Raw genomic sequence first — 26,027 nt, forward strand, 5'->3', positions numbered from 1 at the left:
GTTACCAGTAGGGCTCCCAGGTGCGGCTCAGGCGTACCAGCGCTTCCAGGTAGAAGTAGTCGCCCCAGATGCAGCATTCATCGATGCCGATCCTGTTCGGCTTGTGATAGACGGCGTGCGCCAGCAGGCCGCTGCCCGGCATGCCCGGCTGGGCATAGCGCTGCGACAGTTCCGTGACCATGCCCAGTGCGGCCCGCTCGTACTGCGTGCGCAGCGGGTCCGTCAGCGGCAGGTTTTTCGCCAGTTCCAGCAGTCCGCAGGCGGCAATCGCGGCCGCCGAGCTGTCGCGTTCTTCGCCGCCCCGGGTGAAGATCAGGTCCCAATAGCAGATGCCGTCAGCCGGCAGGCGGTTCAGGTAGTAGTTGGCCAGCACCTTCGACAGTTCAATCAGGCTGGTGTCGCCATTGTGGCGGTACACCAGCGGGAAGCCGGAGATGCCCCAGGCCTGGCCGCGCGCCCAGCAGGAATCGTCGGCAAAACCCTGGTGGGTCTTGCCTTCGCGCGGCGCACCGCTGGCCGGGTCGAAGAAGAAGGTGTGGAAGGTCGATCCGTCCGGACGCACGATATGCCGCGCGGCTGCCGCGATATGCTGGTTGGCCGCATCGCGGAAGGCCGCTTCGCCGCTGTAGTCGCTGGCCCAGTAGAGCAGGGGCAGGTTCAGGTTGCAGTCGATGATCATGCGGCCTTGCTGGGCCGGGTCGCTCAGTTCGCCCCAGGCCTGGATGATGCCGGCGCCGGGCAGGTAGCGCTCCAGCAGCAGGCGCGCCGCGCCCATGGCCGCTTCCGCAGCCATTTCGCTGCCGGTCAGCTTGTAGGCCGCCACGCAGGACAGGCTGTAGAGGAAGCCCAGGTCATGGTGGTTGGTGCTGATGCGCCCGGCTTGGCGGTGATGGAAGCTGCGCACGTGGTTTTCTGCGGCATCGCGGTAACGTTGTGCCCCCGTCAGCTCGTAGGCCAGCCACAGCATGCCGGTCCAGAAGCCGTTGGTCCACTCGGTATTGCCCATGGCCGGATAGACACCGCCGGTGCTGGAGGGGGCCGGGAAGGCGTCGCCGAAGTGAGCCAGGTTGCGATCGATCGATGCCAGCGCGCGGTCGATGGCGCCTCGCAGCACGGCAAACGGAGGGCGGCCGGTCCAGTGGGCGGGCAGCGCATCATGGCACAGGGGCTCCAGGGCCGGGAGGTGGAGACGGGCATTCATGCGGATAACTCCTTGGCAGGCGCCGCCGAATTGCTACGGCGCGGAATTTCAGGTGGCGTGGGCGAGAGGAAGATGGCGGACAGCACCAGGAATATCAGCGCCAGTCCCGCCATGCTCAGGTAAGTGGCCGGGAAGCCAATCAGGTCATAGCTCTTGCCGGCGATCGGCGACAGGATGGCCAGGCCGAGCGAATGGCCGAAGCTCACGCCGACCATATAGATGGTGGAAGCCAGGCGGTTGTCGAAATGGTGGGCGATGTAGCGGAAGATGGAGACGACCAGGATCGGCAGCTCGAACGAGTGCAGCATCTTCATTGCCGAAATCGAGGCAGGCCCCACGGCCAGGCCGGAGCCGGCCACCCGGATCAGCATGATGGAGCCGGCCAGCAGCAGGCCGTTCTTGGCGCCGATGCGCTTGACCAGCAGCGGCGACAGGAACAGGCCACAGGCCTCGATAAAGATCTGCATCGAGTTCAGGTAGCCGAACATGGCAGCGCCGGTGGCCGGGTCGGGGAACAGCGAGGTGAAGTAGCTGGGGAACTGCTGGTCGAACACCAGGTAGAGGTTCGTCACGCCGAGGATGAAGACCATGAAGCGCCAGAACTGCGGCTGGCGCAGCACCTTCAGCGCTTCGGCCAGGGTGACGGTATGCGCCGGCGCTGCGTCGTGCTCGTCCCCGGCGCTGCGCCAGAACGCCAGCAGCACAAGCAGCAGCAGGCCGGCGCCGGAAGCGAGGAAGAAGTTGATGCCCGGGTTGATGTTGTAGATTTGCCCGCTCATGAAGGCGGCGGTGGCAAAGCCGAGGGAACCGAACAGCCTCACGCGGCTGTACTCAAAGCCGTGGCGGCGCCCGATGCGGTCGACGTAGGACTCGATGGCGTAGCTGCCGGCGATGAAGGTGATGCCCAGATACAGGCCGCCGACGGCCGCGCCGAGATAGATGTTCGCCTGCAGCAGCGGGGCGTACACATAGGTGAAGAACAGGCCGCAGCCCGAGACCAGGGCGGCTACGGTCCACAGGATATGCTTGCGCACGCCCACCTTGTCGGACACCAGGCCGTAGATCGGCTGCGAACACATGGCGGCAATGAAGTTGGCCGCGAACACGATGCCGGTCTCCGTGCCGGAAAGCTTCAGCGTGGAGCGCAGCCATAGCGCGAGCAGGGACACGCTCATCGCCTGTGCGAAGAAATAGATGAACAGGAATCCGCACAGGAAGCGGAAGTGCAACTGCTTGCTTGTCATTGTCTCCTCCTTATTTCAGCGGACGAATCCAGACGGCTTGTCCGCCGGATGCCTGCAGCGGCGCTTCCAGCACCGTGCGCGCATCGACTTTAATGGTGCGCATGCCGACCCTGGTCGCCGTTGGCGCCTTCGCGTCATCCGCATAGATGGTGGCTTCGTAGCGCTGGCCCGGCTGCAGGAAGTCAAGCGGGATTTTCAGCGTACGCGCTTCGTTATTGGTGATTGTGCCGACAAACCATTCCTCGCCCATGCGGCGCGCCGTGGTCACGAACTCGCCGGGGCGGCCGTCGATGATGCGCGTGTCGTCCCAGGTGGTCGGAATGCGGTCCCAGAATGCCAGCTCCGGCTCGTGCTGCGATTGCTCCGGCTTGTCGTACCAGTACAGCGTTTGCAACGGGCTGTAATAGATCGCGGCCAGGGCCAGCTGGTGGGCATGGGTGGTCCTGATGCGGGGGCTGTAGTAGCAGATCGTGTAGTCCGCGGCGCCGGCCAGGAAGCGGGTGAAGGGCAGCACCGTGTTGTGCGTGGCGTCCGGCATTTCCTCGTTGCCGCGGATACCTTCGGACGTCATCAGGTTGGGCCAGGTGCGCTGCTCGCCGGTGGGGCGCCAGTCGTCGTGGATGTTGACCATGATCTTTGCGTCCGCCGCCTGCTGGATAGCTTTTTCGATCCACGTGGTCCAGCGGTGGGAACCGACCTGCACGAAGCCGAATTTCACGCCTTGCACGCCCCAGTCGTGGTAGGTCTTGAACAGGGTGTCCGACTGCATCAGCAAGGCTTGCTGGTTCACGTAGAGCCAGACGCCGATGCCTTTCTGCTTGCCGTAGGCGATGATGCCGGGCAGGTCGAAGTCCGGGATGGCGACCCTGGTGGCGTCCGAATCGAAGGAGAAGGCGGGGCCGTACCACTTCCAGTCGAACAGGATGTATTGCAGACCGTGGCGGGCTGCGAAGTCGATATTCGCCTTGGCGTCCGCCGTGGTCTGGCTCATCACGCGGATGATCTTGCCCGGCTTGATCCAGCTTTCGTCCGGCAGCTTGCTTGGCTCATTCAGGTTCAGGATGAAGTGGCTGTTCTGCGCCAGCGCCGGATAGGACCCGGCGACCATGATGCCGCGCCAGGGTGTGGCAAAGGGCGAGATCAGGTCGGCCGGGTCGTGCATCGAAGTGACGATGGTGTCCGGTTTAGTCTTGTGCAGCTTGAACTTGGTGCGCGAGTAGTCGACCATCTGCGCTTCCAGCAGCGCGACGTTCAGGCCATTCGGCAGCTGCAGCGTGAGCGGACGCTCCGATTCGTCCGGCCAGTCCGCCAGCGGCAGCAGCTTGTACGGCGCTTGCGCCCAGCCGTGGAACCAGGCCTTCGTCCCCTTCGGCAGCGCGAACTCGGTGTTTTCCTGCGTGATGCGGTAGTAGCTCCCTTTTTCGTTTTCCGGGAAGGCGAAGCGGAAGGCGACGCCTTCATCGTAGGCCCTGGCTTCCAGCGCGAGCTTGTAGACCGGATTGTCATCCTTGACGAGGTTGACGGTCAGGGTGTTGTAGCGGTCCTTGATTTCCGCACGCTCGCCGGTTGTCGGGCGCCAGGTCTTGTCGGCGCTGCCTTGCTGGATGCCGGTGATCTTCAGGTTCTCGAACCATTTGCCGTGGCGGTCGATAGGCAGGGCCATCGCGCTCTCGGTCAGGTGGTTGTCCAGCTGCAGGTCCATCAGCGAATCGAGGATCACCGGCTTGCCGGCGTAGCTGACCGAGTAGCGCAGCTGGCGCTTGCCGTCGGCTTGCTGCTGCTGGCGGATCTCCATCTGCAGTTTTCCGTCCGGCGAACGCACGACCGCGTCCTGCGCCTGTGCAGCCGGCAGCAGCGCAGCGCCCAAGCATCAGGGCCGCCGCCAGGCGCCGTACTATCGCAGCGCAGGCCGGAGCGAGAGACGTCATGCGGCCTCCCGCAGCAGGGCCTGAATGGATGCAAGGGAAGGCGGCGTGGCGCCGGGGGACATGCAGGCGGCGGCGCCGGCGGCGACGGCGAAGCGCAGGTGGGCGCCGCCGTCGCGCTCAGGCCAGCTCATGAAGCTGTAGAGCAGCGCGCCGATGCTGGCGTCGCCCGCGCCGACCGTGTCCACCACATTCACCGGCAGGGCCGACGCGTGCCACGTCTGCTCGCCTTCCAGCAGTTGCGCGCCGCGCTCGCCGTGCGTGTACAGCACACGCGCCGCAGGATTCATCGCGCGCAGCGAGGCCAGTGCGGCATCGACGGACTCGGTGCGGAACAGGCCTCGCAAATCCTCGTCGGACACCTTGATCACATCCGCCAGCCCCGCCATGCGGCGCAGCGTCGCATCATAGCGCTCGTCCATCAGCGCCCGGAAATTCGGGTCATAGCTGATGCGCACCCCGCGCTGCTTCAATTCAGTAGCCAGCGCAATCAGCTTGCCGGCCAAAGGCTCCCGCGCCAGGCTGATGCCGCCGAAGTGCACCCAACGGACGCTGTCCTGCCAGCCGTCAGGCAAGCGGGCGGCGTCGAAATGCAGGTCCGCGCTGTCGTCGCCGATGAAAAAATAGCTGGGCGGATTCAGCTCGTGCACGACCGCCAGCAGCGGCGAACGGCCCACCAGCTGCAGGAAGCGCGGATCGAGGCCCGCCTCCGCATTGGCCGCGGCCAAAGCGCGGCCAAACACATCGCTGCTCACAGCGCCCGCAAACGCGCTCGCCACGCCCAGCCGCGCCATCACGCGCGCCACATTCCAGGTGGAGCCGCCCGGCTGGCTGTTCCAGGTCGAAGGACCGGTGCGCAGCAAATCCGTCAGCGCCTCTCCGGCCGACACAAAGGAAGGCAAAGCCGTCATGACGCCGATCCGATCACATTCAGCACCTCATAGCATGCGCCCATCGTGTGGTAGTCCACCTTGCCGGCTGGGCTCTTCTCGTTGGTCAGCTTCCCGTTGGACGGGCTCAGGATGCGATACCAGGCGCCATGCTCGTGGTCCACGAAATGCTCCCAGCTGTAGGCCCAGATGCGGTCGTACCAGTCCCAGTAGCGCTCCAGGCCAGTGCGCTGCGCCAGCACAGCCGCCGCGGCCAGGCTCTCGGCCTGCACCCAGAAATACTTGTCGCCGTCGCAGATCGAACGGTCCGGCGCGAAGCCGTAGTGGATGCCGCCGTGGACCGGATCCCATGCGCTGTCCAGCGCGATATCGAACAGCTGGGATGCGCGCGGCACCAGCCAGTCCGCCGCGCCGGCAAGGTGCGCAGCATGGCGCTCGAGCAGCAGCAGGAGCTTGGCCCACTCGGTCAGGTGGCCCGGCTGGTAGCCCCAGGGACGGAAGATATTGGTCTTGTCCTCGCGGTTGTAGTCCCAATCCACCGACCAGTCGGACTTGTAATGCTCCCACACCATGCCATCGGCCAGCGCCGCCTGGCGTATGGTGATGTTATGGGCCAGCTTTTCGGCGCGGTGCAGGTAGCGCACATCATCGGTCGCCTCGAACGCGGCAATCAATGCCTCGCAGGCGTGCATGTTCGCATTCTGGCCGCGGTAGGAGTCGAGCACCGACCAGTCGGCATTGGCCTGGTCGGCGTACAGGCCGTATTCAGGCTGCCAGAAACGCTGCTCCATCAGGGCGAAGGTTTCCTCGATCCATGGCAGGGCCTCATCGACACCGGCCGCGAATGCGTGCGAGTAGGCCAGCAGAACGAAGGCCAGCCCATAGCAGTGGTTGTCGCCGTCGAGGACTTCCTTGCGGCCATCGCGCCAGGAAAGCTGCCATGCATAGCCGCCGGTGGCCGGGTCGCGGTGCACATTGCGCAGGAAGGCCACGCCGTGGCGCAGCGCCTGGGCATAGGCCGGATCGCCGAAGCGGCGGCTGGCCATGGCGTAATTGAAGACGAAGCGCGTGCTGGAAACCAGGTGGCGCGTGTGCCTGTCATAGACCGTGCCGTCGTCCAGGAAGAAGTGATAGAAGCCCCCGCTCGGATCGATGCAGCGTGGATGGTAGAACTGCATGGTGTGGGCGATATGGGCCAGCAGCGAGTCGGGCGATCGGAAATCAGGGAGCATGGGATCTCTCATCAGGTTTGCGGCCATGCCGCGATACGGTATCGGGTAGTCCAGGGTTGCGCGGGATCGAGCGCAATGCCCGTGCGGGAAGCGAGCGGATGGTCCTGCGGTGCGCTGGCGACGCGGCCCAGGTCGAACTGTCCGTTGACCGGCTCCGCGCCAAGCGCGAGGTGGCGGCTCATCCAGGGGAAGTGAATGCGGCCGCCGTTGCTAATCCAGAGCATCAGGTCGGGCAGCTGGGCGGTGTCCCACCACAGGCCGACGCAGGCATCGTAATCGAGATAGTGCAGGGCGAGCGGCGCGCGGTTGCCGGCGCCATGGATGCCCTTGACCTGCACCAGTTCCTCGCCGGCGACCGCCAGCGGCAGGCGCGACAGATCGAGCGGGCCGTCCACGCCGGCCATGGCGGACAGATTCTCCGAGCGCGCATCCGGCACCAGGCGCGACACGGCGCCGGCCGGGCTGGCGGGATAGCTGTGGATGCCCTCATGCTCGCCCAGCAGCACGCGCACGCGCCCTGGCGCCGGCGGCAGGCGGAACGTCGGGTGCAGGCCTGCCGGCAGGCGGCCGGCGTGGCGCGCATGCACGGTCAGCGTAATGTCCAGTGCCGGCGCATCGGCGGCCGCTTCGATCACGCGTTCGATGCGCGAGACCGGCGAATCAGCCGGATATTCGATTGCCAGGTGCACGCGGGTCGGCGTGGCGGAGATGCATTCCCAGCGATGATTTGCGGCGTAACCATGCGGCCAGGTGTCGCCGGGATCGCGCGGCTGCCAGCCCTCCGGCAAGTCGGACGGCAGGTCGGTGCGGCCGAAGGGTACACAGGGCCACTCGCCGCGCAGGCGGCGCATCAAGCCGGGCAGGGCGGAGGCGCGCGTCATGCCCGCCCAGGGCGCCACGTGCATCACGTCCAGCTCGCGCTCTTCGCCGAGCCGGAACGTGACGGGGCCGAGCATGCCGCCCAGCGCCTGCACCTCCGCGCTGCCGTGTTCCCACTGCAGCCGCCAGGCCAGCCGTCCTGAATCAACGACGGACATCCAGCCCTCCTGCCGCTACAGCCTTGACCTGCGCTTCGCTGACGGCCAGGAAATCGCCGGCCAGCGAATGTTTCAATGCTGCCGCGGCTACGCCAAACTCCAGCGCGGCGGCATCGTCCCAGCCGGATTCCAGGCCATGCAGCACGCCGGATGCGAAAGCGTCGCCGGTGCCGATGCGCTCGACGATGCCCGGCAGCGAATAGCTGCCCGTATCGAACATGCCGCTGCGCGTGTACAGTGTGGCCTTGATCTCGTGATGGTCCACACTGTGCTGGGTGCGGATCGTGGCGGCCACGCGCTGCAACTGCGGGAAGGCGGCAAACGCAGCCTGCATGGCTGCCGCGCGGTCCTTCGCCAGTTCAGGACGGCGCAACACCAGGGCGATGTCGCGCTGGTCTGCAAATGCCAGGTCGGCGTGGGACAGCAATTCCTTCAGCACGTCCGCGCCGTCGCTGCCCTGCAGCGCCCACAAGGAAGCCCGGTAGTTGCCGTCGAAGGACACGCGCACGCCGGCGGAACGGGCCGCGCGCACGGCAGCCAGCACGGCCGCCGACGTTTGCGGGCCCACGGCCGGCGTAATACCGGAAACATGCAGCCAGCTGGCGCCGGCCAGCAGCGCCGGCCAGTCATAAGCCTCGTTCTGGGCGAAGACGGAAGCTGCACGGTCGTAAATGATTTCGGACGGGCGCAGCACGGCGCCGGGCGTCAGGAAATAAAGCCCCATGCGGCCGGGATGGAACTGGATGGCGCGCGTATCCACGCCCTGGGCGCGCAAGGCGTTGCGGGCCGCGTGGCCGAGGGCATTGTCCGGCAGCGCGCTGACCACGCGGGCATCATGGCCGAAGTGGGCCAGCGACACGGCCACATTCGCTTCCGCACCGCCGATGCAAGTATCGACCATCGGCGATTGCAGCAGCAGCTCGCCGGCCGGCGCGGAAAGGCGAAGGAGGATTTCGCCAAAGCAGACAATAGTATTCATCGCGCGAGCCATCCCCCATCAACCGGCAGTACGATGCCGTGGACATAATTGCTGGCGGCGCTGGCGAGGAATACCGCCGCGCCGGCGAGGTCGTCCGGCACGCCCCAGCGGCCGGCGGGAATGCGGGCCAGGATCGCGGGCGCGCGGTTCGGATCGTCGCGCAGCGGCGCCGTGTTATTGGTCTCGAAGTAGCCGGGCGCAATGGCATTGACGTTGATGCCCAGCGCGGCCCACTCATTGGCCAGGGCGTGCGTGATGCCGGCCACCGCGCTCTTGCTGGCAGTATAGGCAGGCACGCGGATGCCGCCCTGGAAGGAGAGCAGGGAAGCGACGTTGATGATCTTGCCGCCGCCATGCTTGGCCATGTAGCGCGCCGCAGCCTGGGACACGAAGAATACCGACTTCATATTCGTGTTCACCACCGCGTCCCAGTCATCCTCGGTCACGTCCAGGCTGTCGGCCCGGCGGATGATGCCTGCATTGTTGACGACGACATCGAGGCGGCCGCGGAAGGCAATCGCCGCGTCCACCACGCGCTGCACATCGGCCGTGCTGCCGAAATCGGCCTGCACGAAGTGGAAACCGCGGCCCGCTTCAGCCACGGCTTGAGCGGTTTCGCTGGCGTCGCTGCGGCCGGCGGCCACGATGTCGGCGCCGGCGCGGGCGAGGGCGATGGCGATCGCCTGGCCCAGGCCCGTGTTGGCGCCGGTGACCAGGGCGGTGCGCCCGGTCAGGTCGAACAGATTGGACATGGCGCGTTCCTTATTTGAGCTGGCAGATATCGAGCACGTTCATGTCGGTATAGTCGAGGTTTTCCCCGCCCATGGCCCAGATGAACGCGTAATTGGCGGTGCCCGAACCCATGTGGATGGACCAGGGCGGTGACACCACCGCTTCCTCGTTGGCCACGATGATGTGGCGTGCCTTGTCCGGCTCGCCCATGAAGTGGAACACGCGCTCGGATTCTTTCAGGTCGAAGTAGAAATAGACTTCGGAGCGGCGCTCGTGCAAGTGCGGCGGCATGGTATTCCACACGCTGCCCGTCTTCAGCACGGTCAGGCCAAGCAGCAGTTGGGCCGACTGGCACACGCCCGGAATCACGTACTGATAAATGGTGCGGGCATTCGAGGTTTCCAGGCTGCCGCGCTCCAGCGGAATGGCCTGGGAGTGATTGATCTTCACCAGCTCGAAGCGCGCATGGGCCGGCGTGGAAGCCAGATAGAAGCGGGCAGGTTTGGCCGCGTCCAGTGATTCGAAGGTGACGTCGGTGCTGCCCATCGGCACATACAGGCCGTCGCGCGGTGCCAGCTCGAAAGCCTGGCCATCAACGGTGACGCGGCCGGTGCCGGCCGACACATTGATGATGCCCAGTTCGCGGCGCACCAGGAAGGGCTGGCCTGCGGCGGACGCGGGTTCGGTCTGGTGGGGCAGGGCGAGCGGCGTATCCAGCGGCGCGGCGCCGCCGATCACGAAGCGTTCGTTATGGCAGTAATTGAGTGCGATCCGGCCTGATTCGAACAGGCCGTTGATCAGGTAGCGCTCGCGCAGCTGTTCGTTGCTGGCGTTCGCCATCATGTCGGGATGCGTAGCGTGAAGGGTCTTTTGGAACATGCGACCAGTCTCCAATGTAGTGAATTGCTGTTATCGATAACAAGTATAGCAGTGGATTTCGTGAAAAGGCAAAGAGCTTTTCACGTATTTTTCATAATTAATTATGCCGCTTCAGAAATGAAACAACAGAAGCTATGCCGATTCGATATGGATCAAAAGAAAAATTTGATAACTCTACTTGTTGTTAAGAACCCTCACAGGCTTGACCCGCTCAAGAGATTGACCTAACATCGATTCTGATATCGATAACAAGCGCCGCACAATGCGGGCAGGAGACAAGAGTGATCAGGAAGCTTTTCGCGTTGGCTGCAGCCACCTGCGCATTTGCCAGTACGGGCCAGGCCGCGCCGGTGGACAAACTGCAGGTATTTCCCTTTCCGCAGCCGATCCGCTACACCCACCACAACGACGACTTCACGGTGCGCGTGCGCACTCCGGGCGGCGTGTGGCAGGACCTGTACGAATATAACGTGAAAGTGGACCTGGACACCAAGCAGAACGCCTCCATGGTCTATTTCAATTTCGACGGCGCCGTTGAAGTGTCGGTGCAAAAGAACAACGGCATCTTCAGCAAAGTGGCCGTGCGTCCGGAATCGAAGGGTATCAAGCATACGGTCCGCAATGGCATCGTCTACTTCACGCTGAACCGCGCCGAAAACCTGAGCGTGGAATTCGACGACGACCGCCTGCACAACCTGCACATCTTCACCCACGCCATCCGCAAGGATATGCCGCAGCAGCCGGAAGATCTGACTTCCTACGACATCACCCAGGGCAAGGCGCCTGACCTGACCCAGCCCGTGGTGTATTTTGGCCCGGGCGTCCATAGCGGCGAGTTCCGCCTGCGCTCCAACACCACCGTCTACATCGATGGTTCCGCCCTGCTGAAAAGCCCGCTGGTCATCGATGGCGTGGAAAACGTGAAGGTGATCAGCGACGGCATCTTCGACGGTGTCGATATGACCACCATCCGCAACGCGAAGAACATCTCGATCGACGGCCCGATCTTCATCAACCAGCCGCACGGTACCATGCGCTGCATCACCTCGCAGGACATCGAAGAGCGCAGCATCCGCACCATCGGCGCCGGCCAGTGGTCCGATGGCCTGGGCCACTTCGCCTGCGAGCGAGTGAAGATCAGCGACAGCTTTGTCCGCACCTCGGACGACAGCATCACCCTGTACAACCACCGCTGGGACATCTGGGGCAATACGCGCGACATCACCGTGACCGACAGCACGCTGTGGGCCGACATCGCGCATGCGGTCATGATTGGAATTCACGGCAACACGCCAACAGCGGCCCATCCGGAGGCCGAAGTGCTGGAGCGTATCCGCTTCAGCAATATCGATATCCTCGACCACGACGAGGACGAACCGGAATACGAAGGCGCCATCGGCATCATGGCCGGTGACGACAACCTGGTGCGCGACGTGACCTTCGAGAACATCCGGGTCGAGCGCATCGAGGAGGGCAAGCTGTTCAACCTGCACATCGCCTACACGCCGAAGTACAACACCAGCCCGGGGCGCGGCATCGAGAACATCACCCTTCGCAATATCCACTACAGCGGCAAGGGCTCGCCCAGCGCGTCTGTCATCTATGGCTACGACAAGGACCGCAAGGTTAAAAACGTGGTCATCGAAAACGTCACGGTGGAGGGCAAGCGGCTCAAGGGCGCGGAGGCGAACGTGCTGGATATCGGTCCGCATACGGAAGGCATCAGTTTCAAATGACCTGAGGCCTTGCCGGGCGCTGCCCGGCTGGTCCGAAACTGTTATCGATAACGAAAATATAGACAACAAAGAGGAGATGGTGAAATGAGCAACAAGATCGTTTTGACGGGTATCGCATTGGCCGTTAGCCAGGCATTCGTTCCCGCGGCTTTTGCGCAGCAGAGCGGCAGTCCCGTCGTGGTTAATGGAGCCGCCGAACCGGAAGCACAGACCGTGGTGGTGAGCGGCATCCGCGCCAGTGCCCGTTCTTCGGTCGCCATCAAGCGCGATTCCGCCGAGGTGGTCGATTCCATCACCGCCGAAGATATCGGCAAGCTGCCCGATCCGAACGTGGCTGAAACCCTGACCCGCATTCCGGGCGTGCAGGGCTACCGTTACGGCGGCGAGGGCGCATCGCCGGTCGGCGCCGGCTCGGGCCTGACCATTCGCGGCCTGTCCGGACAGACGGCGTCGCAGGTCAATGGCCGCGCCTTCTTCACTGCAGGCGGCCGCGAATTCAATATCGAAGGCGCGATCCCTGGCATGGTGGCCGGCATCGACGTCTACAAGAATCCGACTGCGGAACACATCGAAGGCGGCATTGGCGGCCTGGTGAATATCCGCACCCGCAACCCGAGCGATTTCAAAAGCCTGACTGCATCGCTGGCCGTCAACGGCCGCTGGAACGACCTGGCCAAGAAATCCGATCCGGAACTGTTCGGCCTTGTCGCCAACCGCTTCGACCTCGGCGGCGGCCAGCGCATCGGCGTGCTGGCGGCGGCCATGTATCAGAAGAGCACCGGCCGTTCGGACAACAACCCGGCCAACGGTGGCTCCAACCTGAAGCGCGTGGTGCGCGCGGACAGCGCCGAGTACGCGACCAGGGCTGCCAGCAATACGAGCAACAGCCCGTTTCAGCCGCTGTCCGCCTACGTTGGCCGCAGCGACGTCAGCTTCCTGGACGCCGGCACCATGCCCACCGCTTCGGGACAGGACGCCAACCTGATCGCGGCACCGGCGCTGACCAGCAACGCCTTCCAGGAAACCATCATGCGCGAGCGCAAAGGCCTGAACCTGGCGGCCGACTGGCGCGTTTCGAACACGCTGCGCTTCTACACTGAAGCGAACTACATCTACTACCTGTACCACCAGAACTACCGCGGCCTGAACTCGGTCGACGGCGGCAACGTGCAGAACCTGCAAACCACGCCGTTCGCGCTGACCGAAGGCCTGGCCAACCGCAACATCAACGGCGGTAGCGATGATGTACTGGTCAGCAAGCGCTTCCTGAGCGGCAGCATGCTGAATTCCACCGTCAACACCGTGGGCGGCGACGAGCACCGTCCTTATACCACTTGGATCGGCGCCGGCGGCGTGGAATGGAGCCCGACGGACGCCCTGTCCCTGAAACTGGACCTCTCCTACATCAAGTCCGACCAGACCCAGGACAACCGCTCGGTGAATATGGACTCCGCGCCGGGCCTGATCTGGTCTACCAACCGCGTGGCTGACGGCGCTCCGCACCAGTTGACCTTCACCGGTCCGAACCTGAGCGACCCGAACAACTTCGTGTTCCGCGACTACAACAACGGCACCAACCAGACCTGGGACGACAAAGGTTATGCGGCCGCCTTCAGTGGCGCCTACAGCATGGACGGCCTGTTCAACAAGATCAAGTTCGGTACCCGCTACGCCCACCAGCAAAGCCTGTACACCAACGTGAACTTCTCCGGCCGGCCGATGACCACCGACGGCAAGGCCCTGGTGCCGATCACCCGCACCAACGGCATCAAGGTTGGCAGCACCAGTTTCTGGGAGCAGGCCCCGAGCAACTTCATGCGCGGCGATGCCGGTTATTCCGGCGGCTATGTGGTGTATCAGCCGGATGCACTGCTGGGCGACCAGGTGAAAAATGCCTTCCCCAACGCCGGCATTCTGGCGCAAGGCGCCTATCTGGAAAACCTCGGCGCACGCCGCTTCATCCGCGAGAATACGACTGCGGTATACGGCATGGGCGAGTTCTCCGCGATGGATGACCGCCTGAAAGGTAATATCGGTGTGCGCGTGGTGCGCACCGAGGGCCGCGCCATTGCCAAGATCGCCGACCTGCGTCCGGGCGCTGCCGCTGGCGCACTGGTGGACAACGTGCGCGACACTTCGTACAACAATGTGCTGCCTTCGGCTAACGTCACCTATGACATCACCAAGGACTTCCTGGCCCGCTTCGGCTACGGCAAGAGCCTGACCCGCGCCGGCCTGAGTGACCTGAACCCGAGCATCACGGCGAACGTGACTGCCGGTACCGCCAATGTCGGCAATCCGGACCTGCGTCCACAGACCGCCAACAGCTTCGACATCTCGCTGGAACGCTACTTCAGCCCGACCAACTATGTGGCAGCGGCGGTCTTCGACAAGGAGATCAACGGCTTCTTCAACGCCATCGTCGAATGCCAGACCTTGCCGGTGGCTTATGCCGGTGGCCAATCGAACAGCTGCTCGAACGGCCAGTGGCAGGTTTCGAAGTCGGTCAACTCCGAGAAGGGCTATGCACGCGGCGTGGAACTGTCCGGCCAGTATTTCTTCGATTCCAGCTACGGTATGCTGAACAACTTCGGCCTGTCCGGTTCTTACACCTATGTGAAGACCTCGAACCCGGTCAATTTCGGCAGCGCAGCGGCGCCGCGCATCGTCGATACGCCGCAGCCGTTCCAGTCGAAGAACAACTTCAGCATCTCCGGCATGTACGACGACAACAAGCTGTCGGCCCGCGTGGTCTACACCTGGCGTTCGCCGTCGATCCTGTTCGGCGTTTCGACAAACCCGATCGATGGCCGCTATATCGGTTCCTACGGCATCCTGGACGCGTCGCTCAACTACGAGATTGCGCCAAACCTGACCCTGTCCTTCAACGGTTCCAATCTGACGGACAAGGCCCTGAACCGCTTCGTCGGCGAGCCGGGCACGTATGAAACCGGCCTGGAACGCCAGCACTATGCGAATGGCCGTACCTACAGCATCGGCCTGCGTTACAAGTTCGGCGGCAAGTAATTCTTCTCCCACCTCTGCCGGACCTATGTCGAATCGATATGGGTCCGGTCTTTTTTTGATAACTCCTTGTTGTCAGTTCACCTAGCATAGCCTGATAACAACAATGGAGGAGAACAGTCAGTGAATATTCGCTTCAGTCTCGCGCCGCTCGCCCTGGCGGCCATGCTTTGCTGCGCCCACAGCGCGGCGCAAACCCCGGAGTGGGAACAGCCGGAAGTGGTGGCAGTCAACCGCTTGCCGATGAAGGCCACTTTCTTCAATTTCGAGAGCGTGGACAAGGCCGTCGCCGGGGAGCTGTCCGCATCCCAGTATTACCGCTCGCTCGATGGCGCCTGGTCCTTCGCCTATTCGCCCGGCGTTGACGCCCGTCCGATTGACTTCTACAAGCCCGGCTTCGACGTCAGCGCCTGGAAGACCATCCAGGTGCCCGGCATGATCCAGGCCCAGGGCTTCGGCAAGCCGATCTTCACCAATATCAAATACCCGTTCCCGGCCAACGAGCCCTTCATCCCGCACGAGACGAACGAAGTCGGCTCCTACCGCCGCGATTTCGAGGTCCCGGCGGGCTGGGACGGGCGTGACGTATTCCTTCACATCGGCGCGGCCGGCGCAGCTTACTATGTCTGGGTGAACGGCGAAAAGGTCGGCTACTCTGAAGACTCCAAGCTGCCTTCCGAATTTGACCTCACGCGCTTCGTGCGCCCCGGCCGCAACACGATCGCCATCGAAGTCTATCGCTGGGCGGACGGCTCCTACCTGGAAGACCAGGACTTCTGGCGCCTGTCCGGGATCGAGCGCAGCGTCTACGTGTATGCCGAACCGAAGGCTCGCCTGCGCGACTTCAGCGTGAACGCCTTGCTGGACAAGGCCACTTACCGCGACGGCCAGTTCTCGCTGCGCGCAGACTTCGCGGGCCAGCCCGCCGCGGGCGAGGTTGTGGCCACCCTGTACGACGGCGACCGTTCCGTTCTGAGCACTCGCGCGCCGATTGCCGGCGCCGGCGCTGCGCTGCAGGGCGTGATCAGGAATGTGAAGCCATGGTCCGCCGAAACGCCGAACCTGTACCGCCTGGTGCTGGAATACCGAGGCGCGGACGGCAAGCTCATTTCGGCAACATCGAAGCGCATCGGCTTCCGCACCGTGGAAATCGCGGACGGCGAAGTGCGCGTGAACGGCAAGCGCGTGATGATCAAGGGCATGAACCGCCACGAGCATGATCCGGTGACTTTCCGCACACTGTCGATGGAGTCGATGCGCAAGGACATCGAGTTGATGAAGCAGGCGAACATCAATGCCGTGCGCACTTCGCACTATCCGAACGATCCGCGCTGGTATGACCTGGCGGATGAATATGGCCTCTACATCATGGACGAGGCCAATATCGAGTCCCACGAATACATGCAGAAGGGCGATGCCGAACCGGCGAAGCGCGAGCAGATCCAGCTGGGCTACAAGGCGCACTGGCGCGCGGCCCACCTGGACCGCGTATCGCGCATGGTGCAGCGCGACCGCAACCATCCGTCGATCATCTTCTGGTCGCTGGGGAACGAGGCTGGCACGGGACCGAATTTTGAGAACGCGGCCAACTGGATACGCGAGAACGACCCTACGCGCCTGGTCAGCTACCTGGGGCACGGCACTATCGGCGAGGAGCACCTGCCGAATTCTTATGTCGATATCTATGCGCCGATGTATGACGATATCGAGAAGATGGCCGATTACGCCCAGGACCCGCGCTACCGCCAGCCGATGATCCAGTGCGAGTATGCGCACGCGATGGGCAACTCGCTGGGCAATTTCGAGGATTACTGGCAGACCATCCGCGCCCACCGCAAGCTGCAGGGCGGTTTCGTGTGGGATTGGGTGGACCAGGGCGTTTCCGCAGTCGATGCGCAGGGCCGCAAATACTGGGCCTCGGGCTTCGACCTGAATCCGGACCATGGCGACAACAGCGTGGTCGGCGACGGCGTGGTGCAGGCGGATCGCACGCCGGACCCGGAGTATTACGAGCTGCAGAAGGTGTATTCGCCGGTGGTGTTCGAAGGCGACCCGGCGCGCGGCTCGCTGCGCGTAGTGAACCGTTACGATTTCCGCGACTTGTCAGGCCTGGAGTTCGACTGGTCGGTCACGCGCGATGGCGTTGCTGTCGCCAATGGCACGCTGGCCGGCGTGCAGGCTGCTGCCGGCAAGTCGGCGCCTGTGGCATTCAAACTGCCAGCCGTCGCTGCGCAGGGCGGTGAGCTGGTGCTCACGCTGCGCGCCAAAGCGAAGGAGGGCGCCACCAAGGGCGTCCCGGCTGGGACGGTGCTGGGATGGACGCAGTTCGTGCTGGCGTCGCCGGCGACCGCGCCGGCCCGCCCGCAAACTGCCGGCGTGCGGCCGGTGCGCGACGGCGGCGAAGTGCGGCTGGCCGCAGCGGGCGCAGTGCTGGCAATCGACGCCAGCACTGGCCTGGTGCGCTACACGGCCAAGGGCAAGACTCTGCTGAAAGGCGGCACGCCGAACTTCTGGCGCGGCCTGACCGACAACGACGAAGGCACGGGCGTCGATAAATCCCACAAGGTATGGCAGCAGTTCACCGCCAACCGCAACCTGCGCGCGCTGGATGTGGGCAGCGACTCGGTGCGGGTGCTGTACAGCTTTGGCGCCGGCGCCGCACACTGGGAAACCATCTACCGCATGGCGAAGGATGGCACCGTGCATGTGAACGCCATCTTCACGCCGCTGCGCGACGACCTGCCAGACCCTCTGCGCCTGGGCCTGCGCTTCGATAGCGAACCCTCGCTGGACAAGCTGACCTGGTACGGCCGCGGCCCGCAGGAATCATACGCCGACCGCCTCACCGGCGCGGCGCTCGGCCTCTACAGCGGCGGCCTGAAAGACCAGTATCATGGCTATATGCGTCCGCAGGAGAGCGGCAACAAGACCGATGTACGCTGGGTTTCGCTGTCCGGCGCCGGTGTTGGCGTAAAGGTCGTTGGCGCCAAACCGCTGGCCGTGAACGCGCTGGCCTTCCCGTATGAAGACCTCTACATGCGTCCGCGCGGCGCCTGGAAGGGCAGCGAGATCGCGCAGCATGGCGACGGCACGCTGCTGGTCGACCTGGCGCAGACCGGCGTGGGCGGCGATACCGGCTGGAGCCTGGATGGGCGCCCGCTGGCCAAGTACCGCATCAAGCTGCAGCCTGCCAGCTACAGCTTTACGATCAAGGAGACTGAATGAAGCGCGCATTTAGCGCAGTCGTACTCGCGCTGGCGGCCTGCACCGCCGCCGGCGCGGCCGAATACCGCAACCCCATTCTTCACGCCGACTATTCCGATCCGGACGCGATCCGCGTCGGCCAGACCTATTACATGACAGCGTCCAGCTTCAACAGCGCTCCCGGCCTGCCGCTGCTGGAGTCGCGCGACATGGTGCACTGGGAGCTGGTCGGCCACGCTTTGCCGCAGCTGGTGCCGCAGGAGATGTTCGAGCGTCCGCAGCACGGCAAGGGCGTGTGGGCGCCAACCTTGCGCCACCATGACGGCAAGTTCTGGATCTTCTATCCCGACCCGGACCAGGGCATCTACGTGACCACGGCCACGGACTTTCGCGGCCCCTGGAGCGCGCCGCAGCTGCTAGCCGCCGGCAAGGGCCTGATCGATCCCACGCCGCTGTGGGACGATGATGGCCAGGCCTATCTGATGTATGCCTATGCGATGAGCCGCGCCGGCATCAACAACGTCCTTCGGCTGCGCAAGATGTCGCCGGACGCGACGCGTCTGCTGGACGAAGGCAAGATCGTCATCGACGGCAGCAAATACCCGACCTATCACACGCTGGAAGGTCCCAAGCTGTACAAGGCGCGCGGCTATTACTATGTGTTCGCCCCGGTGGGCGGCGTGGAATACGGCTGGCAGTCCGTGTTCCGCTCGCGCAGCATCGAAGGCCCGTATGAGGCACGCACTGTGATGGCGCAGGGCAGCAGCAATACCAATGGCCCGCACCAGGGCGCCTGGGTGCAGGCGGCCGACGGCAAGGACTGGTTCTATCACTTCCAGCACAAAGGCGCCTACGGACGTATCGTCCACCTGCAGCCCATGCGCTGGCAGGACGACTGGCCGGTGATCGGCGAAGCGGATCCCGGCAACATCACCGGTCAGCCCGTGGCGCGCTACGAGCAGCCGCTGGCCGGCGCGATGGCGGCCGTGGAGCCGGCGGCCAGCGACGATTTCTCGCAGCCCAGGCTTGGCCTGCAATGGCAGTGGAACGCCAACTGGAAGCCGGAGTGGTATTCGCTCAATGCCCGCAAGGGCTTCCTGCGCCTGAACAGCCAGCCGCTGGAACACTTGTGGAATATGCCTTCGATCCTGCTGCAGAAGGTATCCGCCGAACGCTTCACGACGACCACGAAGCTGGACCTGCGCGGCCTGGCCGATGGTGACAGCGCGGGCCTGGTGATGTATGGCACTGACTACGCCTGGCTGGGCGTGCGCCGCGCAGAGGGCGCCAACAAGCTGGTGCTGGTGACCTGCCTCGGTGCGATGACCGGCTGCACGGAAAACACAGTGGCCAGCGAGCCGCTGGCAGCCGCCGGCGTGAACCTGCGCATGCAGGTGGAAGAGGGGGCGCGCACGCAATTCTCGTACAGCGTGGACGGCAAGCGCTACACGCCGATCGGTGCGCCTTTCATCGCCTCCGTTGGCCGCTGGGTTGGCGCGCGCATGGGATTGTTCAGCGCCGGCAGCGGTGCGGCACGCGGCTACCTGGACGTGGACGACTTCAATGTGAAGGTCAGCCGCCCATAAGCGCGAGGAAGCCCTTGCTGGCGGGGACAGTGAGCGCCGCCAGCAGGGTTTGCAGCGTAATCAGGGATGCCATCAGCCTCGCATCGCCGCCCATCTGGCGCGCCATGATGTAGGCGTTGGGCGCCGTGGGCAACGCGCAGTAGAAGCAGGCTGCCAGCGTCACGGCCGGCGAAACGCCGAATGTCAGGCAGACCCACGCGGCAATCAGCGGCATCAGCAGCAGCTTGAGCGCGGACGTAAGGCCCAGCGCCATCGGGCGCAGTCCGTCGCGCGAGAAAACAAGGCCGCTGCCCACGCACACCAGGCCGAGGGCCAGGGCCGACTTGCCGAGGATATCCAGCGTATTCGTCAGCGGTGCCGGCAAGGCCAGGCCGGACAGGCTTGCGATCATCCCCGCCAGCGTGGACAGGATGATGGGGTTCTTGCCCAGCATCGCGGCCACCTTGCCGAGGTCCGCCTTGCTGCCGCTCCACCAGGCCAGCGCCAGAATGGACAGCATGTTCACCACCGGCAGGCAAAGCGCCAGGGCCAGCATCACAAGGGAAGCCGTCTGCGGCGGGAAGAAGAGCGTGGAGACGGCGATGCCGAAATAGCTGTTCGGCCGCATCGCACCCTGCACCACGGAGGAGCGGCTGGCGTCGGGCAGTCCGCGCCAGAACAGCAGCGCAAGCAGGGCCACGCCGACCACGATGAAGGTCGGCAGCAGCGTGGCCAGGGCCAGTTCGCTGACCATGCGGCCCTCGAACTTCAGGCGCGCCGTTCCGGTGAAGAGCAGGGCGGGGAAGGCGATGAAGTAGGAGAACTTCTCCACCGAGGGGAAGAACTCGTCCGGCAGCCAGCGGAACTGACGGATCGCTACACCCAGCATGATGACCAGAAAGACGGGAATGATTGAGGCAAGCATGGAGCCAGATATTACTCGACATTTCCATGCGGCGGCGAAAACCCAACCCGGCCTGCGGCCAAATGCTGGTGGCTGCCACGATGTGGCAGCCACCTGGTCAATGCCTGCGGCTATGGTTGGAGCCCGTGGCCCAAAACAGGTGTCTGCCACATCGTGGCAGACACCAGGGTTTGCCTCGGGTTTTAGCGCGGCGTAAGCTTGACGAGAACGATATCGTTAGTCTTCATCGGCAGCTTGACCGCCGCCTTGCCATCCTTGCCCACGCTGACCTGCCGCTGCACCTCAGGCTTGTCGACAGTAAGCGACTGCAATTGCTGCAGGTTCGCCGGCGTCAGCGACTTCGGCACCCCCATATCGATATAAGCCGAATAAGCATCATTCTTGCGGTACCCGGTGCGCTGCACGGTCAGCGCATAGCTGCCCGGCTTCAGGCCGCTGAAAGTCACGGTCGCCGGCTCCACAGCCTTGTTCGGTACGATCCGGCTATAGAAGGGACGATTGCTGATCTTCTGTTCCGGCTGCACGAAAGTCCAGACCAGGGCTGCAGCCGCCTTGCCATCGTAGGAAGCCATCACCTGCGCATCGGATGCCGGCACGACGTTGCCATTCAGCGCATGCAGATACTTGTAAGCGAACCATGCCGGCTTGCGGATGCCCTCGCGGTTCATCAGGCCAAAGCCGCCGTGGAATGGTGTCGGTGGCGGACCCGATTCCTCGAACAGATCCGAATAAGTCCAGTAGCTCATGCCCTGCAGCTGGCCCTGGCTCGCCTTCAGCTTGGCCAGGATGTAGGCCGCGCTGATATACGAATCGTGCACCAGGTCGCGCGACGTATAGCTCGTGCTCCATTCGGTGAAGTACAGCGGCAGGCCCGGATAGGCCGACGACTCGATCTCGCGCCGCACCTTGCGGATATCGCCAACGATCGCGTCCGGCGAAGGCGAGAGCTTGGTATCTGCCTTGCCCATCTCGTCGAGGAAGCCGCCATCCACGCCATAGGTATGGGTGGTCACGAAATCCACCGGCGTGCTGTTCGCCTTCACATGCGACAGGAATTCCGGCACCCAGGCCGCGCCCGCCGTGGAAGGACCGCCGACCTTCAGCTCCGGATCGATGGCCTTGATGGTGCGCGCGGTATTGTCATACAAATCAAAATAGGCCTTCTGGTCCGCCTTCTCCCAGAAACCGTCCAGGTTCGGCTCATTCCATACTTCGAACGGCCAGCTGCGCACTTCTTCCTTGCCGTAGCGCTCAATGATATGGGTGACGAAGGTGTGCACCAGGTCGCGCCATGCTTCCGGACGCGGATGCGAGGTATTGGCCTTCCAGTAGAAGATATCGTTGCCCGACGTGGCCATCGCCAGCGGCGTGAAGCCCAGTTCCACGAAAGGCTTGATGCCGCGCTTTAGCATCGAGTCGTACAGTTCATCGATTTTCGCCCAGTCGTAGACGATCTTGCCATCCTTCTCCTGCACGGTCTTGAACACGTCATGGAAGATGCCGTGGAAGCGCAGGTAGCGGAAGCCCAGTTCGTCCACAGCAGTCTTCAGCTGCCCCATGCTGTCGTCGCGCAGCAGCGTGCCTGGGAAATCCGAGCCGACGCTCAGGTCATAAAAGCGGTCCAGCGGCTGGGTGGCCTTGCTTACGTCCAGCTGGATGTCGCGTTCGGCGAAAGCGGGCGCCGCGAAGGCCGCGGCAAGGGCGAATGCAATCAGGGTTTTTGCCATTGATGTCTCCGGGTTTATTTCGAAACATTTTATAACAAGAAATGGATAGCGCTACCATAATTTAAACTGCGGGGGTTATTTTTAGACCGAGAATCCATGTCCAACCGGCTTGAAGCCCTGCGCGTATTCATCGTTGCCGCCAATTCGACCAACTTCCGCGAAGCTGCCGTGAAACTGGCGGTATCGCCGCAAGTCGTGTCGCGGGTGATCAAGGAGCTGGAGGACGATCTCGGCGAACCGCTATTCCACCGCAATACGCACGGCGTGCAGCTCACTTCATTCGGCGCGCAGTTCACGGAGCGCGCCAGGGCGGCGCTGACGGGCGTGGACGCGCTTTTCCACCGCAGCAGCCGGCGCAAACCGTCCGACCTTGCCGGCACCGTGCGCATTACCGCCCCATCCGGCCTGGGACGCTTCAAGCTGCTGCAGCCGCTGGCGGAACGCGTCGCGGCCTATCCCGGCCTGCTGCTCGACATGCGTTTCTCCAGCACTTTCGTGGACGTGGTGGACCAGCAGATCGATATTGGCCTGCGCGTCGGCACCCTCAAGGACAGCAACTTCATTGCGAAGCCGGTGTCGAAAATGACTTTTCACGTAGTGGCAGCGCCGTCCCTGCTGGCGCGCATCGCCCGCCCGCAGACGGTGGAAGAGGTGCTGCAGGCGCCCACCACAACGCTGATCGATTCGAATACGGGCCGTCCCTGGACCTGGTTCTTCAAGGGCGGCCGTCACTTGATGCCGTCCGCGCCGGCGTATATGACGGACGACCCGCTGGCCGAAGAAGCCGCCGTGCTGGCCGGTTTCGGCATCGGCCAGTTGTCCGGCCATCTGGCCTTGCCTCATGTCCGTGCCGGCCGCCTGGTGTCCTTGATCGAGCATGAGGCGCCCGACCCGTGGAATATTTACGTATACCGGCCGCGCCGCGGTCCGGTGCCGGCCCGCGTGCGACTGGTGTATGACAGCCTGGTCGACGCGCTGGCCGGTTTCGAAGACGGCGATTAAGCCTTCAACTGGTCGCGGATCGGCAGCTGGCGGATACGCTTGCCGGTCGCCGCGAAGATCGCATTGGCAAGGGCCGGTGCGATCGGCGGCACGGAAGGCTCGCCCACGCCGCCCGGCGGTACGGAGAAATCGCCGCCAACCATGTGCACGTGGAGCTGCTTCGGCGCTTCGTTCAGGCGCAGCACGGGGAAGTCGTGGTAGTTCGACTGTTCCGGCTGGCCATCCTTGAACGAGATTTCACCCATCAGCGCAAGCGTGAGGCCCTGGATGCAGCCGCCTTCCACCTGGGCGCGGATGCGCTCCGGATTGACTTGCGGGCCGCAGTCGACCGCCACGTCCACGCGCCTCACCGTTACCTCGCCGGCCGGCGAGACTTCGGCTTCGATCACCGCCGCCACATAAGTCACGAAGCTGTAGGCCACGGCGAGGCCCAGACCGCGGCCGGCAGGCAGCTTCCTGCCCCAGCCGGCTTCCTTGCTTGCGCGTTCGATCACGGCGCGCATGCGGCCGGTATCAATCGGATAAAGCTCGGGCGATTCGCCGTAGTTCCACTTGTCGCCCAGCGTTGTCGGGTCGATCCTGCGTGCGGGAACGATCAGCTCCAGCAGGTAGTCGCGATGGTCGCGCCCGGCCCTGTGGGCCAGTTCAGCTACAAAGCTCTGCACCGCGAAAGCGTGCGGGATGTTGGAGACGGAGCGGAACCAGCCGATGCGGGCATGCGCTTCCACGTCCGCCGCTTCCAGGCGCAGGTTTGGAATCTGGAAGGGCACATTGATCGCAGTCATGCCTGCTTCGAAGTCCGCCTTGCCCTTCGCGCCTTCCGCGAAGGTGGAGGCGATCGTGGGCGCGGCCGAGCGGTGCAGCCATGCTTCCGGACGTCCCGCCACATTCAGCACGCTTTCCAGGCGTTCGACGGATACCGTGTGCAGGTAGTCGTGGCGGATATCGTCCTCACGCGTCCATACGACCTTCACATGGCGGCCTTCGAACTGCTTCGCCAGCAGGGCCGCTTCCGCCACGAAGTCCGGCTTGGACTTGCGGCCGAAGCCGCCGCCCAGTAGGGTGGGGCGCAGGGTGACCTGTTCCGGCTTGATGCCCAGGTGCTGGGCCACGTTGTCCAGCGCGCCTTGCGGCGCCTGGACCGGCGCCCACACTTCGCATTTGCCGTCCTTGAAAATCGCGGTCGCTGCGGGAGCCTCCATGCTGGCGTGGGCCAGGTGCGGCAGATAGTATTCCGCGACCACGCGGCGCGAATCGTCGCCTTTGCGCAGCGCCTGATAAACGTCGCCATCGTCGCGCAGCGACTTTACAGGCTGCTGCACGGCGGCTGTGAGTTCCTTGCGGTAGGCGGCTGAATCGTAGGAATCGTGCTTGCTGGCGGCCCATTCGATCTTCAGCGCCGCGCGGCCCTGGTTGGCCGACCAGGTATTGCGGGCCACCACAGCCACGCCGCCCAGCGGATGGAACATCGGCGCACCGGGGTAGCTTTCCAGCTGCACGACCTTGATCACGCCGGGAACTTTCAGCGCTTCGCTCGCATCGACCTTCGCCACACGGCCGCCCAGCACCGGCGGGCGTGCGATCACGGCGTAGAGCATGTCCGGGAAGCGCACATCGATGCCGTAAGTGGCATGGCCGGTGACGATGTCCTTGTTGTCGTAGGCCCGCACCTTGCCTTTGCCGATGTAGCGGAAGTCTTTCGGCTCCTTCAGGCGCAGCTGGGTTGGCACCGGCTGCTTCATCGCCGCTTCCGCCAGCTGGCCGTAGGACAGGCGGCGTCCGCTGCGCTCATGCTTCACCTCGTGCCGCACTGCGTGCACTTCGGACACTGGCACGCCCCACTGCGCGGCAGCCGCCGCTTCCAGCATCTGTCGCATGGCCGCGCCTACGCGGCGCATCGGCGCCATGAAGTGACGCATGCTGCGCGAGCCGTCCACGTTCTGGCTGCCGTATTTCGCTTCATTCGCTTCCGCCTGGACGATCTTCACGCGCGACCATTCCGCTTCCATCTCGTCCGCCACCACCATGGGCAGGCTGGTACGGATGCCGGTGCCCATCTCGACGCGGTGCGCCGTGATGGTGACGGTGCCGTCCGTCGCGATGCTGACAAAGACCAGCGGCTTGTCGACTATCCCGCCGGGCATGGCGTCGCCGCCGGATTTTTTGCGGGCTTCCTGCGCCCACAGGCGGCCGCTCATGCTGACTGCCAGGACGGCGGCGCCGGCCTGGAGGAAACTGCGTCGGGAGGCTTGCATCAGCGGCCTCCGTTCAGTTTGGCCGCGGCGGTCTTGATCGCTTCGCGGATGCGCGGATAGGTGCCGCAGCGGCAGATATTGCCGCTCATGGCTTCGTCGATCTGCTTGTCGTTAGGCTTTGTATTGGACTTCAGCAGCGCCGTGGCGGACATGATCTGGCCCGCCTGGCAGTAGCCGCATTGCGCCACGCCGAGATCCATCCAGGCCTGCTGCACGACCTTGCCTACGCGGTCCGCTTCCATCGACTCGATGGTGGAAATCTTCTTGCCGACCGCTGCCGACACCGGCGTGGTGCAGGAGCGCACAGGCTCTCCGTCCAGGTGCACGGTGCAGGCGCCGCACAGCGCCATGCCGCAGCCGAATTTGGTGCCGGTCATGCCAAGTTCATCGCGCAACACCCACAGCAGGGGCATTTCCTCCGGCACGTCGACGCTGTGCGCCTTGCCGTTGATTTGTATCGTAGCCATGCT

Annotated in this window: 18 protein-coding genes; 5 read left to right on the plus strand and 13 right to left on the minus strand. The window is 64.1% G+C overall.

The features are described from left to right. Window position 1 precedes the first annotated feature (1 nt). The 9 genes from ACHMW6_RS07985 to kduI are packed head-to-tail and all read right to left on the minus strand — an operon-like array spanning window position 2 to window position 10,119. Entirely contained in the window at window positions 2-1,201 is a 1,200-nt protein-coding gene (locus ACHMW6_RS07985) for a glycoside hydrolase family 88 protein (RefSeq protein WP_395406588.1), read from the minus strand. Further along, window positions 1,198-2,445, minus strand: coding sequence for an oligosaccharide MFS transporter (locus tag ACHMW6_RS07990; RefSeq protein ID WP_395406589.1), 1,248 nt, complete (start codon window positions 2,443-2,445; stop codon window positions 1,198-1,200). Before ACHMW6_RS07990 ends, ACHMW6_RS07985 begins: the two co-directional genes overlap by 4 nt. Window positions 2,446-2,455: 10 nt before the next feature. Beyond that, window positions 2,456-4,312, minus strand: a complete 1,857-nt coding sequence (locus ACHMW6_RS07995) for a glycoside hydrolase family 97 catalytic domain-containing protein (protein ID WP_395406590.1) — start codon at window positions 4,310-4,312, stop codon at window positions 2,456-2,458. 57 nt (window positions 4,313-4,369) lie between these two features. Then, window positions 4,370-5,281, minus strand: a complete 912-nt coding sequence (locus tag ACHMW6_RS08000) for a carbohydrate kinase (RefSeq protein WP_395406591.1) — start codon at window positions 5,279-5,281, stop codon at window positions 4,370-4,372. Further along, the gene (locus ACHMW6_RS08005; protein ID WP_395406592.1) at window positions 5,278-6,492 is read right to left on the minus strand and encodes an AGE family epimerase/isomerase; all 1,215 of its coding nucleotides are present in this window, start codon (window positions 6,490-6,492) and stop codon (window positions 5,278-5,280) included. Before ACHMW6_RS08005 ends, ACHMW6_RS08000 begins: the two co-directional genes overlap by 4 nt. An 11-nt stretch (window positions 6,493-6,503) precedes the next feature. Beyond that, window positions 6,504-7,529, minus strand: coding sequence for a hypothetical protein (locus ACHMW6_RS08010; RefSeq protein WP_395406593.1), 1,026 nt, complete (start codon window positions 7,527-7,529; stop codon window positions 6,504-6,506). After that, window positions 7,516-8,508: a sugar kinase gene (locus ACHMW6_RS08015; protein WP_395406595.1), complete on the minus strand. Its 993-nt coding sequence runs from the start codon at window positions 8,506-8,508 to the stop codon at window positions 7,516-7,518. Before ACHMW6_RS08015 ends, ACHMW6_RS08010 begins: the two co-directional genes overlap by 14 nt. Beyond that, complete coding sequence (kduD, locus tag ACHMW6_RS08020) at window positions 8,505-9,260, minus strand: 2-dehydro-3-deoxy-D-gluconate 5-dehydrogenase KduD (RefSeq protein WP_395406597.1); 756 nt, start codon at window positions 9,258-9,260, stop codon at window positions 8,505-8,507. Before kduD ends, ACHMW6_RS08015 begins: the two co-directional genes overlap by 4 nt. Before the next feature lie 10 nt (window positions 9,261-9,270). Then, window positions 9,271-10,119 (minus strand): 5-dehydro-4-deoxy-D-glucuronate isomerase, encoded by an 849-nt coding sequence (gene kduI / locus ACHMW6_RS08025; protein ID WP_395406599.1) that lies wholly within the window; start codon window positions 10,117-10,119, stop codon window positions 9,271-9,273. A 281-nt stretch (window positions 10,120-10,400) separates the two neighbouring features. Between kduI and ACHMW6_RS08030 the strand changes: the two genes are divergently transcribed. The 4 genes from ACHMW6_RS08030 (at window position 10,401) to ACHMW6_RS08045 (ending at window position 19,669) form a co-directional block, all read left to right on the plus strand. Then, window positions 10,401-11,855: a hypothetical protein gene (locus ACHMW6_RS08030; protein ID WP_395406600.1), complete on the plus strand. Its 1,455-nt coding sequence runs from the start codon at window positions 10,401-10,403 to the stop codon at window positions 11,853-11,855. Between the two features lie 84 nt (window positions 11,856-11,939). Then, window positions 11,940-14,882 (plus strand): TonB-dependent receptor, encoded by a 2,943-nt coding sequence (locus tag ACHMW6_RS08035; protein ID WP_395406601.1) that lies wholly within the window; start codon window positions 11,940-11,942, stop codon window positions 14,880-14,882. 120 nt (window positions 14,883-15,002) lie between these two features. Beyond that, a complete protein-coding gene (locus ACHMW6_RS08040; RefSeq protein ID WP_395406603.1) occupies window positions 15,003-18,104 on the plus strand; it encodes a glycoside hydrolase family 2 TIM barrel-domain containing protein in 3,102 nt (1,033 codons plus the stop codon). Further along, window positions 18,101-19,669, plus strand: a complete 1,569-nt coding sequence (locus ACHMW6_RS08045) for a glycoside hydrolase 43 family protein (protein ID WP_395406604.1) — start codon at window positions 18,101-18,103, stop codon at window positions 19,667-19,669. Before ACHMW6_RS08040 ends, ACHMW6_RS08045 begins: the two co-directional genes overlap by 4 nt. Here ACHMW6_RS08045 and ACHMW6_RS08050 read toward each other — a convergent pair. Together ACHMW6_RS08050 and ACHMW6_RS08055 are read right to left on the minus strand one after the other, a co-directional pair. After that, window positions 19,656-20,573 carry an AEC family transporter gene (locus tag ACHMW6_RS08050; protein WP_395406605.1) on the minus strand — a complete coding sequence of 306 codons (918 nt, stop codon included), beginning with the start codon at window positions 20,571-20,573 and terminating at the stop codon, window positions 19,656-19,658. The genes ACHMW6_RS08045 and ACHMW6_RS08050 overlap by 14 nt on opposite strands. Window positions 20,574-20,755: 182 nt before the next feature. Continuing rightward, window positions 20,756-22,300, minus strand: a complete 1,545-nt coding sequence (locus ACHMW6_RS08055; RefSeq protein WP_395406607.1) for a beta-xylosidase — start codon at window positions 22,298-22,300, stop codon at window positions 20,756-20,758. 96 nt (window positions 22,301-22,396) lie between these two features. Between ACHMW6_RS08055 and ACHMW6_RS08060 the strand changes: the two genes are divergently transcribed. Continuing rightward, window positions 22,397-23,302, plus strand: coding sequence for a LysR family transcriptional regulator (locus ACHMW6_RS08060; RefSeq protein WP_395406608.1), 906 nt, complete (start codon window positions 22,397-22,399; stop codon window positions 23,300-23,302). On the opposite strand, the gene ACHMW6_RS08065 is transcribed toward ACHMW6_RS08060, so the two are convergent. Both ACHMW6_RS08065 and ACHMW6_RS08070 read right to left on the minus strand, forming a co-directional pair. After that, on the minus strand, window positions 23,299-25,557 hold the full coding sequence (locus ACHMW6_RS08065) for a molybdopterin cofactor-binding domain-containing protein (protein WP_395406609.1): 2,259 nt from the start codon (window positions 25,555-25,557) through the stop codon (window positions 23,299-23,301). The genes ACHMW6_RS08060 and ACHMW6_RS08065 overlap by 4 nt on opposite strands. Next, window positions 25,557-26,024 (minus strand): (2Fe-2S)-binding protein, encoded by a 468-nt coding sequence (locus ACHMW6_RS08070; RefSeq protein ID WP_395406611.1) that lies wholly within the window; start codon window positions 26,022-26,024, stop codon window positions 25,557-25,559. Before ACHMW6_RS08070 ends, ACHMW6_RS08065 begins: the two co-directional genes overlap by 1 nt. Window positions 26,025-26,027: the final 3 nt, after the last annotated feature.

The organism is Pseudoduganella sp. UC29_106 (assembly GCF_044055365.1).
Lineage (GTDB): Bacteria > Pseudomonadota > Gammaproteobacteria > Burkholderiales > Burkholderiaceae_D > Rugamonas.